Origin of the sequence: Halococcus sp. IIIV-5B, assembly GCF_003602035.1 — an archaeon.
Lineage (GTDB): Archaea > Halobacteriota > Halobacteria > Halobacteriales > Halococcaceae > Halococcus > Halococcus salsus.
On the sequence record NZ_QZWE01000018.1, the window covers coordinates 1 to 13,750 of the forward strand.

At 66.4% G+C, this 13,750-nt stretch carries 11 protein-coding genes and 1 pseudogene; 2 read left to right on the forward strand and 10 right to left on the reverse strand.

Annotated features, from left to right (window positions below; translation table 11 throughout):
- From D3261_RS12480 to D3261_RS12515, 8 genes and pseudogenes are all read right to left on the reverse strand, one after another.
- Nucleotides 1-386, reverse strand: a pseudogene (locus D3261_RS12480) (GNAT family N-acetyltransferase); the annotation flags it as partial.
- 81 nt (nucleotides 387-467) lie between these two features.
- Nucleotides 468-1,358: a polysaccharide deacetylase family protein gene (locus D3261_RS12485; RefSeq protein WP_120072863.1), complete on the reverse strand. Its 891-nt coding sequence runs from the start codon at nucleotides 1,356-1,358 to the stop codon at nucleotides 468-470.
- A complete protein-coding gene (gene wecB, locus D3261_RS12490) occupies nucleotides 1,351-2,436 on the reverse strand; it encodes a non-hydrolyzing UDP-N-acetylglucosamine 2-epimerase (RefSeq protein WP_120072865.1) in 1,086 nt (361 codons plus the stop codon). Before wecB ends, D3261_RS12485 begins: the two co-directional genes overlap by 8 nt.
- Entirely contained in the window at nucleotides 2,433-3,482 is a 1,050-nt protein-coding gene (locus D3261_RS12495; protein ID WP_120072867.1) for a glycosyltransferase family 2 protein, read from the reverse strand. Before D3261_RS12495 ends, wecB begins: the two co-directional genes overlap by 4 nt.
- On the reverse strand, nucleotides 3,475-4,839 hold the full coding sequence (locus D3261_RS12500; protein WP_120072869.1) for a nucleotide sugar dehydrogenase: 1,365 nt from the start codon (nucleotides 4,837-4,839) through the stop codon (nucleotides 3,475-3,477). The genes D3261_RS12495 and D3261_RS12500 overlap by 8 nt, the downstream gene beginning before the upstream one ends.
- Nucleotides 4,836-5,840 (reverse strand): Gfo/Idh/MocA family protein, encoded by a 1,005-nt coding sequence (locus tag D3261_RS12505; protein WP_120072871.1) that lies wholly within the window; start codon nucleotides 5,838-5,840, stop codon nucleotides 4,836-4,838. Before D3261_RS12505 ends, D3261_RS12500 begins: the two co-directional genes overlap by 4 nt.
- A complete protein-coding gene (locus tag D3261_RS12510; protein ID WP_120072873.1) occupies nucleotides 5,837-6,922 on the reverse strand; it encodes a DegT/DnrJ/EryC1/StrS aminotransferase family protein in 1,086 nt (361 codons plus the stop codon). Before D3261_RS12510 ends, D3261_RS12505 begins: the two co-directional genes overlap by 4 nt.
- A complete protein-coding gene (locus D3261_RS12515; protein WP_120072875.1) occupies nucleotides 6,919-7,509 on the reverse strand; it encodes an acyltransferase in 591 nt (196 codons plus the stop codon). The genes D3261_RS12510 and D3261_RS12515 overlap by 4 nt, the downstream gene beginning before the upstream one ends.
- Before the next feature lie 390 nt (nucleotides 7,510-7,899).
- Between D3261_RS12515 and D3261_RS12520 the strand changes: the two genes are divergently transcribed.
- Together D3261_RS12520 and D3261_RS12525 are read left to right on the forward strand one after the other, a co-directional pair.
- Complete coding sequence (locus D3261_RS12520) at nucleotides 7,900-9,513, forward strand: alkaline phosphatase family protein (protein WP_120072877.1); 1,614 nt, start codon at nucleotides 7,900-7,902, stop codon at nucleotides 9,511-9,513.
- Nucleotides 9,510-10,514 (forward strand): GNAT family N-acetyltransferase, encoded by a 1,005-nt coding sequence (locus D3261_RS12525; RefSeq protein WP_120072879.1) that lies wholly within the window; start codon nucleotides 9,510-9,512, stop codon nucleotides 10,512-10,514. Before D3261_RS12520 ends, D3261_RS12525 begins: the two co-directional genes overlap by 4 nt.
- Nucleotides 10,515-11,216: 702 nt before the next feature.
- Here D3261_RS12525 and D3261_RS12530 read toward each other — a convergent pair.
- Nucleotides 11,217-11,903, reverse strand: coding sequence for a hypothetical protein (locus D3261_RS12530; protein WP_233553986.1), 687 nt, complete (start codon nucleotides 11,901-11,903; stop codon nucleotides 11,217-11,219).
- A gap of 404 nt (nucleotides 11,904-12,307) precedes the next feature.
- A complete protein-coding gene (secY, locus tag D3261_RS12535; protein WP_120072881.1) occupies nucleotides 12,308-13,744 on the reverse strand; it encodes a preprotein translocase subunit SecY in 1,437 nt (478 codons plus the stop codon).
- Nucleotides 13,745-13,750 lie beyond the last annotated feature (6 nt).

Sequence of the window (13,750 nt, forward strand, 5' to 3'; positions counted from 1 at the left end):
TCTTCTTCCAGGAGCTCGACATCCCCACCCCGGAGTACAACCTCGGGGTCGTCGGCCTCGATCGCGTCGAGCAGACCGGCGGTGAACTCGCGGTTGACCTTCTCCCGCTTGCGTCGTTTCGGGCTCGTCGGCATCACCAGCGGGCCGAGACCCGGGATCGCCATCCCCGGCGGCGGCGAGGAGACCACCCGGAGTCCCGCGACGCGGCGAACGAACAGGGGGATCATCCCCACGAGCTGTTCGCCGCGGTAGCCGCCGACGAGGAGTCGGTCGCCCGCGGCGTGGCGGTCGAGGACGTCGAGGGCTTCGGGGGTGTGAAAGACCTCGAAGCCCGAGGCGGGGAGTCCCGATTCCCAGCTGTCGAGGTCGAGCCGCTCGAATCTCATGGCCGGATCGGAGCGAGGGAGCTACTGTTCATCGTGGAATTTTCACTCCGGCGGCCCGATAAAGGGTTTCCCTTTCGCCGCTCAGTCGGTGAGTTCCGGTGTGGCGTCGCCCGGTGTCGTATCGTCGGAAGCTCCGTTCACACGATCGAGATACGCACCCGGCGAACCGACCCAGGCGTCCATCTCCAGGGCGCGCTCGATGAGGCGCTCGTAGAGCTCGCGGTAACCCGGGAAGTCGGGGCCGACGTAGCGCGGATGCCAGAGCACCGTCATCACGGCGTCGTTCGCGGCCGCCTCCTCCAGCAGCCGCTCGCACTCCCGCCACGCCGCATCGAAACTCTCGGTCCCCTCGACAAGCGCGACCTCCATGACCGTCAGCGGGAAGACGGCGAACTCGTCGTCGAACGGGTGGTGGAGGTCGTAGCCGTGTTCGAAGCCGTAGGTGGTGCTCGACCCGAGCGAGCTGTCGTACTCCAGCCCGAGCGCACGGTAGTGGGCCCAGGTGTCGGGGCCGCGGCGCAGGAAGTGCTGTCGGCCGCCCCGCACCGGATGGCCGACGACGCCCTCGATACGCTCCTTTTCCACTCGCAATCGCTCGCGGTCGTCGGCGGTGTCGTAGGAGCCGTGGAGGCCGACCTCCCACCCGCCCTCGTCGAGCGCGTTGATGACGTTCGCCATCCGTGGGGCCTCGACGTCGTACCGGCCGAGGTGTTCGAGCCAGTAGCGGGGTCGGAGCCGTTTCGAGGGGGCGTGCGCCCCGAGACCGGGTTCCGAGAGGAAGTAGAACGCGGAGCGCACATCGAAGTCCTCCTCGATCCCCATCAGCGTCTCGAACTGCCAGTAGGGGTCGTTGCCGGGCCGGAGCGCGCCGAGACGGCTCGGGTCACGTTCGCGGATCGCGTCGTAGACGGCCTGATAGGTCTTGTACGGTCGGTCGACGTCGTGGGTGAGACAGAGCGCGAACTCAGCCATCCGCGCCGTCCGTCGACCCCGCGTCGCGCTCGATCAGCTCGACCATCCGCTCGGCGGCGTCGCCGTCGCCGTAGAGCTCGGGCTTTTCGGGCAACGACACCGGTGCGGTGAGCTCACGGATGATGGCCTCGCGGTCGGCCCCGACGAGGACGTTCCAGCCCGCGTCGATGGTCTCGACCCACTCGGTCTCCTCCCGGAGGGTCACACAGTGGGTGTCGAGGAAGAACGCCTCCTTCTGGACGCCACCGGAGTCGGTGGCGACGCGCTCGGCCCCGTCGAGCAGCCGGACGAAGTCGAGATAGCCCACGGGGTCGATCAGGGTTATCGACGACTCGACCCGCTCGCGCAGGCCGTACTCGTCGAGACACTCCATCGTCCGCGGGTGGATCGGGAAGACGACCTCCCGGTCGAGCTCACAGAGCGCGCCCATGATCGCCCTCAATCGGTCCGGGTCGTCGGTGTTGCCCGCGCGGTGGACGGTCGCGAGGACGTACTCGTCGTCCGCGAGGTCGTTCGCCGCGAGCACCGCGGAGTGTTCGGCGGCGCGCGACCGCGCCCAGCGGATGGCGTCGTACATCACGTCGCCCGTGAGGTGGACGTTCCCGACGCCCTCCTTCCGGAGGTTCTCGACGCCGCGGCGGGTCGGTGCGAACAGCAGGTCGGAGACGTGGTCGGTGAGCTCGCGGTTGACCTCCTCGGGCATCTCGCGGTTGTAGCTCCGCAGGCCCGCCTCGACGTGGGCCAGCCGGGCGTCGGTCTTGGCGGTCACGACCGCGCTCGCGAGCGTGGAGTTGGTGTCGCCGTAGACCACGACCGTGTCGGGGTCCTCGCGCTCGACGAGCTCGCCGAACCGGGTCACGATCCGGCCGGTCTGCTCGCCCTGGGTGCCCGAGCCGACCCCGAGGTTGTACTCCGGGGTGGGGATGTCGAGCTCCTGGAAGAAGACGTCCGACATCGACTCGGAGTAGTGCTGGCCGGTGTGGACCAGCACCTCCTCGTGGCGTTCACGGAGCACGCGCGAGACCGGGAAGGCCTTCACGAACTGCGGGCGCGCGCCCACCACCGAGACGACCTTCATCGTTCGACCTCGGTTCGTCGCGGGTCGTCGTCGGCGAACCGGTCCTCGTGCATCACTTCGAGCCCCGCGTTGGCCTGGAGGTCGTAGGCCATCGCCACCGAGACGGCGATGCCGCCGACGACGAGCAGGAGCATCGAGAGCCCGCCCCGGAGGAAGACCTCCCCGGGACCGAACGCGCTCGCGAGCGTCACGAGGACGCCGAGCAACCCGGTGAGCCCGCTCACGATACCGAAGAAGTAGAGCAGGACCAGCGGGTGGAAGCTGTAGATGACGTACTGCAACACCAGCCGCCGGACGAAGTTGCGGGCGAGCAGCGTCGAGAGCTTCGGGATGAAGGTCGAGTAGCGGATACCGCTCTGTTCGTCACCGTAGACCGCGGGGTGAGAGACGTCCGCGACCCGGAAGTCGTGTACGTTGAGGGTCGTGAGCATGTCGTTGAGGAACCCGTAGTCGTCGTAGAGCGAATCGAGGTCGATCCGCGAGAGCGCCTCGTAGGAGACGGCGGTGAAGCCGTTCTGGGGGTCGCTCATCCGCCAGTAACCGCTGGATATCTTGGTGAGGTACGTCAGCAGCGAGTTGCCGAAGAAGCGCCAGTTCGACATCTCCGAGCGGTCGCGATGGAGGAGTCGAGTTCCCTTCGCGTAGTCGGCTCGGCCGTCGGCGACGGGTTCGATGATCCGGCTCAGCATGTCGGGGTTCATCTGGCCGTCGGCGTCCATCACCGCGATGATATCGAGGCCGTCCTCGAGGGCGTGGCGATAGCCCGTCTTGACCGCGCCGCCGCGGCCCCGGTTGGTGTCGTGGCGGATCGCCTCGACGACGGTGTCGGCGTACGCGCCGCCGTCGGTGAGCGGCATCCCGCCGGCGCGTTCGCGGTTGGCGCGCTCGGCGTGGCGTTGGATCTCCGCCCAGGTTCCGTCGGTCGAACGGTCGTCGACGGCGTAGACCCGGTCGACGAACGCGGGCATCGTCTCGATGACGCGACCGACGAACGTCTCCTCGTTGTGGGCGGGTACCACGACGCCGACTGTTTTCCCGTTATACATCGAGTCCGCTCCCTATCGTATACATCCTGTGGGGTGTCCGGGATAAATCAAGCGTTCCGCGACCGTCGATGACGACGATCCCCGACTCGAAGCCCTGCCAGTCGACCGCGTCGAACGCCTCGTGCGGGGTCACCATCACCGCCGCGTCGAGGTCGTGGTCAGGGAGGTCGTCGATCCCGATCGGGGTGGCGTCGAAACGCGAGAAGTCGTCGAGCAGTGGGTCGACGCAGAACACCTCGGCACCGGCCTCGCCGAGGCCGTCGATGATCGGTTCGGCCGGCGTCTTCGCGAGTTCGTTCACCCCGGGTCGGTAGGTCAGCCCGAGCACGGCGACGCGTGCGCCGTCGAGGCTCCGGCCCTCGGCCTCGAACTCCTCGTCGAGTTTTCCGACCACGAACCCCGGCATCGAGTCGTTGACGGCGCGGGCGGTCCGCAGGAGCGGCGCGTCCTCGGTCCGGCCGTGGGCGAGGAAGTACGGGTAGTAGGGGATGCAGTGGCCGCCGACGCCCGGGCCGGGGTCGTGGATCTCACAGAAGGGCTGTGTGTTCGCGGTCGCGATGGCCTCGGTCACGTCGATCCCGAGGTCGTCGGTGAACCGCGCGAGTTCGTTCGCCAGCGCGATGTTCACGTCGCGATAGACACCCTCGAATAATTTGACTGCTTCGGCCGTCGCCGCGTCGGAGACCGCGAGCACGCCCTTGGCGTTGATCGCCTCGTATATCGCGGTCGCGGCACGCGTGCTCGCCTCGTCGACCCCGCCGACGACCTTGGGGTAGGCTCCGCGGATGTCCTCGAGGGCGCGCCCGCTCGACGTCCGTTCGGGACAGAACGCGAGACCGAACTCGCCCATCGAGAGGCCCGTCTCGCGTTCGAGCAGGGGGCCAACCACCTCGCGGCAGGTCTTCGGCGGCACCGTACACTCCACGACCACGAGGTCGCCCGCCGCGAGACCGGTCGCGACGTCCTCGACGACCGATTCGAGGATCGAGAGGTCGGGCGCGTTCCCGGCGTCGAGCTTCGTCGGCACGATGAGGACGTGGACGTTCGCCATCGCCGCGGCCTCCTGGTTGCTGGTCGCCCGGAGCGCGCCGTCGGCGACGAGGTCCGTGACGAGGTCGTCGAGCCCCGGTTCGCCCGTGACGTGACACTCGCCGCGGTTCACCGACTCGACCACGGTCTCGTCGACGTCCGCCCCGACGACGGCCCCGGAGGTCTCGGCGTAGACCGCCGCGAGCGGCAGCCCCATCTTCCCCAGCCCGTAGACCGCGACCGGGAGGTCGCCGTTCTCGAACGCCGTCCGGCGGTGCTCGACGGACGCGTCGTCGCCGTAGGCGGCGGGCGAGCCGGACGAGCTCATCGGGGGTCGGCCTCTACCGGGTTCGGCTCGGCGAGGCGGTCGATCCGTTTGGCGATCCGGAGGGCGCGGAGCCCGTCCGCAGCGGAGACCACCGGCTCGCGCCCGGTGCGGGCGCACTCGACGAACGAGGCGATCTCCTTTTTGAGCGGTTCGCCGTCGCCGACCACCGGCTGTTCGATGATCCCCTCGTTGCTGTCGATACCGCGCCGCCACACCCCCGACCGGAACTCCGTGTACGGCGCGTCGTCGGGTTCCGGCGGGGACTGTCGGTGGACGTCGATCGATCGGTGGATGTAGTCCACGACTATCCAGCAGTCCCGGGCGGTGATCGTGAGTTCGCGGATCTTGCGCTGGGTCACCCGGCTGGCCGTCAGGCTCCCGACGGCCCCCTCGGCGAAGCCGAGCTGGGCGTCGACGTACCGCCCGCCCTCGGTGCTGACCGCGTTGACGCGGTCGATCTCGTCGTCGACGAGCGAGCAGACCACGTCGATGTCGTGGATCATGAGGTCCATCACCGCGCCGTCCTTGATGTCGCGCTCGCGGGGCGCGCCGAGCCGACGGGCGTCGAACGCGAGGATCTCCTCGTCGGCGAGCACGCTCGCGACCGCCTCGACGGCGGGGTTGAACCGCTCGATGTGACCCACCTGGAGCGTCACGTCACGTTCGTCGGCGAGGTCACAGAGCTCGCGGCCGTCCTCGGGGTCGGCCACGAACGGCTTCTCGACGAGGACGGCGACGTCCGCCTCGATGCACTCGCGCGCCAGGTCGTAGTGGTAGGCGGTCGGCACCGCGATCGAGACCACGTCGACCGCCGTGAGGAGGTCGGTGCGCGCCCTCGCGTCCGTGTCGTGTCGCGTGGCGACCTCGTTCGCCCGCTGCTCGTCGGTGTCCGCGACGCCGACGAGTTCGACGTCGGGGAGTTCGGCGTAGACCCGCGCGTGGTTCTGTCCCATGCTCCCGACGCCGATGACGCCGGCCCGTGTGGTCGCCGTGGCGCTCACGCCTCGACCCCCGCCGCGGCGACCGCGGCGACGATCTCGTCGATGTCGGTCGACGAGAGGGCGGGGTGGACCGGCAGCGAGAGCACCTCCCGCGCCGCTCGTTCGGCGACCGGCACGTCGGGGTCGACGTCGTCGTAGACGGGCTGTTCGTGTATCGGAACGGGGTAGTAAACCCCGGTACCGACCCCCCTGGCTTCGAGGTGGTCGGCGAGCGCGTCGCGGTCGTCGGTACGGATCGTGTACTGGTGATAGACGTGCCGCCGTCCCGCGGGTTCGACCGGGGTGTCGACCCACTCGGGGAGCTCCGCGGTGAGCCGGGCGGCGTTCGCGCGCCGCGCCTCGTTGTGCTCGGGGAGGTCGCCGATCTGGACCCGCCCGATGGCGGCCAGCAGGCTCGTCATCCGGTAGTTCTGGCCGAGCCTCGTGTGTTCGTAGGCCGCGCCATCGGCGGTCCGACCGTGGTTGATGAAACTCCGTGCGCGGGCGGCCGCATCGGGGTCGTCGGTGAGCACCATGCCGCCCTCGCCGGTGGTCATGTTCTTCGTCGGGTAGAAGGAGAAACACGCGACGTCGCCGAAGGTGCCGACGCGCTCGCCGTCGATCGCGGCCCCGTGGGCCTGGGCGGCGTCCTCGATCACGAGGAGGTCGTGCTCGTCGGCGATCGCCCGCAGACGAGGCATATCGGCGGGGAGGCCGAACAGGTGGACCGGGAGGATCGCGTCCACGTCCTGTTCGCGAACGACCCGCTCGACGGCGTCGGGGTCGAGGTTGAACGTCTCGGGGTCGATGTCGGCGAAGACGGGTTCGGCACCCGCGAGCCGTATCGAGTTGGCGCTCGCGATCATCGAGAACGGGGTCGTGACCACGCGGTCGCCGGGCCCGAGGCCGAGCGCCTCGACCGCGGTGTGGAGGGCGGTCGTGCCGTTGGTGGTTGCGATACCGTGTGTCGCGCCGCAGAAGTCCGCAAACTCGTCTTCGAACGCGCGGACCTCTGGACCGTCGGCGAGCTGACCGGAATCGATCACCTCGCCGATACGTGCTTTCTCGCGGTCGCCGAGCTGTGGGTTGGCTATCGGAATCATATGGAGTTCTCACCGGAAAGGGAGTCGGGGAGCGGTTCGTGGCGTGCGGGGACGCCGAGTGCGAGGGTCTCGGGCGGGACGTCGCGGGTGACGACCGCGCCGGCGGCGACGAATGACCCCGACCCGACCGAGACGCCGGGGAGGATGGTGGCGTTCGCACCGACCGAGACGCCGTCTTCGAGCGTCGGGCCGGCGAGGTCGGCCTCGCGGCGCACGGGATGGGGGTCGTTCGTGAGGACGGCTCGCGGGCCGACGAACACCTGAGACCCTATCGTGGTGTTCGTCGGGAGGTAGACGCCGGTCTGGAGGCTGACGTGCGAGCCGATCGTAGTGGTGCCGTCGACCACGGCGTCGGTGCCAACGAGGACGTCGTCGCCGATGCGGGTGGCCTCGCGGACGAGGGCGTTGTGGCCCGTAGAGAAGCCGTCGCCGACTTCGACATCGGCGTAGACGATGGTGCCGGCGCGAACGGTCGCGTCGTCGCCGAGTCGGGCCGGCGGGGCGTCGGGGTCGTGTGAGTAGCCGACGGTCGCGCCGTCGTCGATGGTCGCGTTCCGCCCGGTGTGCGCGCGTGTCTCGCCTGTCACGGCCGTACACCTCGGTCGGAGGCCGTGCGAACCGGGTCGGCGATCCGTGCGGGGACACGTGGCTCCACCGGGACGAGTACCGTCGTTGGAGGGGGTGAGTGGTCGGTCATCGGTGGGCGGATTCGGTCAGGACGATCGGATGACTATCACTGCGTGTGGTCTCATCCGGGTAGAGTCCGTTCTCACATATGTGTTTTCCCATCCGATAGCCGGCACCGACCGGTTCGGGGCACCGAGACGGCGCGGACCCGCCGGGGAGCGGCGGTTCGGTTCGACGGGTCGTTCCCGTCGGATCGGTAGATTCACGGCCGGCGACCGGATTAGGGCGCACAACCGACGCATGGCCACGGACCACACCCCGACCGACCCCGCCGGCGGACGGACCGACGGATGAAGACGCTGCTCGTCGGGCTGGACGCGGCGTGCGAGCCGGTGTTCGAGACGCTCGCGGCGAGCGGTGCCGACCTCCCCGCGATCGACGGGATCCGCGCCGACGGCGCGAGCGGGCCGCTCGAATCCCAGATCCCGCCGTGGACCCCGAGCGCGTGGCCGTCGCTCTACACCGGCGCGAACCCGGGCAAACATGGCGTCTACGGCTTTCTCGACTTCGAGGGCTACGACTGGGACGTCGTCAACGCGACCCACGTCCGCGAGCGCGCGCTCTGGGAGCTCCTCGATATGGAGGGAACGAGCAGCGTGGTCGTCAACGTGCCCGTGACGCATCCCCCACGGGCGTTCGACGGGGCGTTGATCCCCGGCTACACCGCCCCCGACTCGCCGACGTGCCAGCCCGAGGGACTCCTCGACGAGGTTCGAGACGAGGTCGGCGGCTATCGGGTCTACCCGCGCCACACCGGCGGCGGGGAGACCACCACCGACGAGAAGGTCGCGGAGTACCGCGAGACGGTTCGAATGCGCGGCGAGGCGTTCCGGTACCTCGCGAACCGGTTCAACCCCGAGTTCGGCTTCGTCCAGTTTCAAAATACGGACACCGTCTTCCACGAGTGTCCGGGCGACCGCGACGCGCTTCGAGCCGTCTACGAGGCGGTCGACGACCAGATCGGCGCGACCCTCGAATCCTGCGACCCCGACGTCGTGGTGCTGGCGAGCGACCACGGCATCGGCCGGTACGAGGGCTACGACGTGCGGGTGAACACCCTCCTCCGTGAGGAGGGGTTCGTCGAGACGACGCGCGGCGGCGGGATGCCGTCGTGGGACGTCATCCGGAACGAGGAGTTCCTCGACGACCGCGGCGAGAGCGCCGACGGGAACGCGCTCCTCGAACGCGCGATGGGGCTGGCGACCCGTGCGGGGGTCACCAGCCAGCGAGTCAATAGCGTGCTCTCGCGTCTCGGCCTCGCGGAGTTCGTCGTGCGTCACGTCCCGAAGTCGATGGTCCGTGCCGGGACCGAAGGGGTCGACTTCCCGCGTTCGACCGCCTACGCTCGCTCACACATCGAGTGCGGCGTCCGACTCAACGTCGCCGGACGCGACCCCGAGGGCGTGGTGGCTCCCGAGGAGTACGACGCGGTTCGGGAGCGGCTGATCGAGCTGCTGTCGGGGATCGAGACACCGGACGGAGAGCCCGCCTTCGACGACGTCGCGCCGCGCGAGGCGTACTTCGAGGGGCCGCACGTCGAGCACGCGGTCGACATCGTGCTCGTCCCTCACGAGTTCGACAACTTCCTCTCGACGGGGCTCCGCGAGTCGGCGTTCGGGCCGCCGACCGAACCCTACAACCACAAACGCGACGGCTTCGTGGCCATCTCGGGGGCGGGTGTCGATCCCGACGCGTCGCTCGACGGGGCCCACCTCTTCGACGTCGCCCCGACGGTGCTCGCGGCGCTCGGCCGCCCGCGCGGCGAGCACATGGATGGCAAAGTGCTGCCGGTGGTCGACCCCGTCGGGGAGCGGACGTACCCGGAAGCCGAACCACGGACGCGCGAATCGACCGACGAGCGGGCCGTCGAAGCACGACTCTCGGATTTAGGATACCTCGAATGAGCATCACCATCAGAAACGCGACGGACGACGAGCTGGAACAGTGGGATTCGTACGTGGACCGGTCGCCGGGGACCAACCCCTTCCACTACCGGGGGAGCCTCGCGGCGCTCGCGGAGTACGCGAACGCCGACTGTCACCACCTGGTCGGCTACAAGGGCCAGGAAGTCGTAGGGATCTTCCCCGTCTTCGAGGTGACACGGTTCGGGGTTTCGACCGCCTTCTCGCCCCCACCGAGTCTCCTCGTTCCCTATCTCGGTCCCGCCCTCCTCAACATGGGGAAGCTCAAGCAACGCAAACGCGAGCGCCGCCACGAGCGCTTCGTCGACGGCTGTTTCGAGTGGATCGACGAGGTGATCGAGCCGCGCTACACCCACGTCCGGAGCGACTACCGCTACACCGACCTCCGGCCGCTCGAGTGGAACGGCATGCGGGTCTCGCTCGGGCACACCTACACGGTGGACCTCTCCGTCGGTGAAGACGCGCTGTTGAAGCGGTTCAGCTCCGACGCGCGAAGCAACGTCCGCGACGGCCCGCCCGAGAACTGCGTGGTCGAGGAGGGCGGCGAGCGCGCGGTCCGTCGGATCGTCACCCAGGTCTACCGGCGCTACGAGTCCCAGGGCAAGTCCTACGGCGTCACACCGGGGCTCGTGCTCGCCCTCCGTGACGGGCTCGACGAGGGTCGCCTCCGGCCCTACGTCTGCCGGGTCGACGGCCGATTCGCGGGCGGGATGATCACCCTCGAAGACGACGACACGATCTACCGGTGGCAGGGCGGCGCGAAACACGACGCGGGCGTCCCGGTGAACGACCTCGTCGACTGGCACATCATGCGCGACGCGATGGACCGCGGGATCGAGTCCTACGACCTCGTGGGGGCCGACGAACGCCGGTTGAACCGGTACAAAGCGAAGTTCGACCCCGAACTCCGGACTTACCACGAAGCCGAGCGCGCGGGCCCCGCGATGGCGCTGGTGCGCGAAGCGTACACTCGGTTGCAGTAACGCGGTCGCTGGGGGACTGACGAGTGTTCAGTAGCGCTACGAATCGTCGTCGTCCGTGCCGTCCTCAACTTGTACTGTTATATGGCTAAAAACGCCCTGTTGGTTCGGTATGAGCGATTCGAGGAGAGGATTCAGGAACTCCCGCCTCTCCAACGTGGTTTCACATTGGGCAGTGTCTGGTTTCTCGTTTGGTTTGGAATGAGTCTCTGGTTCGGTGGCTCTCCGCTCTGGTCCGCAATACTTCAGGCAATAATTGGTGCAGTCATGTTTGGTGGCATAGAATACTGGCGGCACCGATAGCCTCCTTCGCTCGTTTTGCACATGGGGCCAAAAGCGTCTCTAAGTGGGTGACTCGCTCGGAACATTACATAATGAGCATCGGTGCTGGATCGTTCGTGGCCCAATTCAGCGTGAGTTAGCACCCTTGAGCGAGAAATCTTGCGTACGGTTTCGTCGATCCTGTGTGCAAGACGAGGATCGGCGCTCTGTGTTCATGCAACCCCGAGTAGTTGCCCTAGACCCATGTTGTCTCGCGCTAATATCACCCATTCCAATAGATATCACTCGGAAAAAGTGTGCTTCGCACTGACTACACCGGAGCGTTGTTTGTACTATAACGTCGCGCACATCCTTATAGCCACAAGGGGGCAATTTCTAGGAGTACGATTGAAAAGGATGGCTAGAATTGCAGAACTATGGCTCCTACGAGGACTGCGATAGATCTTGCTCCGTTTGAAAAGCCTCGTACATATAGACCGTACAGCAGACTTGCACCGGTCCAACTAGGATAGATTGGATAACACTGCCATAGGCAATTTGCTGTGAGAGCCTCTGCAAAACCTCGCCAGTTGGCCCGGTCGGAACACCGCCAGTCGCAAGAATCGAACCGCCCCAACAGACCAGCGAGACAACGAAAAACACAGATCCAACACCGAAAATCGTCCAGAGGTTCCCCTCGCTGATCGCCAAACTCCGGCGCAGACCACCGAATGGCCCTTGCTCTTCAAGCATGACTGCCGCCGTCGTGAACTGGAATCTGAGCGTGAGGTAGATGCCGGGGATCACCAGCATAAAAATACCAACTAGACCGAGAAAGTCTGCGATCAACCCTGCCAGATACGCGTACACAACGAGGACTACTAGTGATCTCTCTGTGTCGATGTCCTTCCCCATCCCCCTGTAAACGACCAGGGTTCCAAGTGCTGTGACGATGAGTGAGACAACTCCACCCACCGAACCCCAGATCACGAATCCGAGACCTATCATCAGGTAGAGCCCATACAGGACTGGGAGGTCAATTGCAAGCGAAACTCCCTCTCTAAGAACCTCAGCAACTCCAGGATTCCGCACGCTCCCTTTCTCATCCTCCGACACGTTCGACATGCTCATAGCATACGATTTCTTCTCGGATCAATCTCATAAATACATCAGGGTTTCTCGATTTCCGGCATGATAGGAATCGCTCCCTGTAGGCAATCAAGAGTCTACCTACAGGGCGAGATGAATTTGAGAATCCACAGAACTAGTACTTGGAGAGACGTCACGAGCTGTTCTACGCGTTGAGAGCGCCAGTCTCAACGTCCGAGATCCTACGACAATCGTTTCGGTACTCGATTTGCTGAGGTACGGCTCTGAAGTCTGTAATTTCCCGTCACCGATCTTCGTTCCGACACGGAGATTTATTCGCTGGCGAACGAAGCACGAACGGGCGAAATACCGCCGGACTCGGCGTACTCACTGATCAGGTAGACGAGCGTGAGCGGATACGTGAAAAATTGGAGCAGCAGTCGTGTTCAGCCGAACATCTGCCGCATCACGGGATGCATCTCCATCAACTGCTCTTCGGCGATCTCCTCGTAGAGCTTATAGGTGATCGACACCGTGAGCAGGAGCCCCGTTCCCGAGACGAGCCCGATGGTGCCGAGCATGTTCGCGCCGACCGCGAGCACGCCCACGAGCGCCCCGCCGATCACGGTGACCTGCGGGATGTAGCGTTCGAGCACCTTCTCGATCACGCCGGGGTTCTGGCGGAAGCCGGGGATCTGCATCCCGGAGTTCTGGATCTGCTTCGCGGTGGATTCCGGGCCCATGTCCGCGGTTTCGACCCAGAAGATCGCGAAGATCGCGCCGCCGACCACCATGAACGTGAGGTCGACGCCGACGCGAATGAGCACCTGCCAGACCTCGGCACTCACGCTGCCGGCCCACCACTGCCAGTCCTGTGGCTGGTAGATCGGCGCGAGATAGTAGAACAGCCCGCCCGTGGGCTGACCCTGGCTCCCGTAGACCCCGAGCCACGGTGGCAGACCGACCTGGGAGTTGAGGATGCGCCCGATGAACTGGATGTTGGCCTGGAGCGCCCGCACGAGGATCATCGGCAGGACGCTCGCGTAGATCAGCTTCACCGGGAAGCGCCCCCGCGCGCCCTTGACGCGGGCGTGCGAGAGGGGGATCTCCACCCGGACGCTCTCGGCGTAGACGACCACCACGAAGATCAACACCGTGGTGAGGAGCGCGACGATCTGTCCCTGACCGAAGAGGATCGTCTGGAGCCCGTCGGCCGTCAGCGGCGAGGCCTCGATCGACCCGGTGAGGATCCCGAACCAGCCGGCGAGGAGCTGTCCCTGGCCGAAGATCCCGAGCATCAGCTGCTCGCTGATGCCCGCGATGATGAACAGCCCGATCCCCGAACCGACACCCCACTTCGAGACGACCTCGTCCATGAACAGGATCAGGACGCCGCCGACGAAGATCTGGGCGAACAACAGGAGTTGAACGCCGAACGTGCCGATACCGAGCGAGGCGGCGACGTCGCCACTCGGGGGCAGAAAGCCCGAGAAGACGATCGGGAGGCCGGTGATACAGATCATCACCACCACGAGGAACTTCTGGAGCCCCTGATAGAGCACCTGGTCGCGTGGGTCGTTGGTGTCGAGACCGAGCAGGTTGGCACCGCCGAGGAGCTGGAGCACGATGCTCGCGGTCACGATCGGCCCGATCCCGAGCTGGAGGACCGTCCCCTGACTCAGCGCGAGGATCGACCCGAACTGGCCGAACGGGTTGCTCCCGGTGCCCTGGAGCCCGTACAGCGTGACGTTCGTCAGGAAGAAATACAGTACGAGCACGCCCGCGGTCCACGCGAGCTTGCGTCTGAACGGGATGTGACCCTCGGGCTGTGTGACCGAGGGCATCCGCGTCAGAACCGGTTCGGCGGTCTCCTTCCAACCCATTTAGCG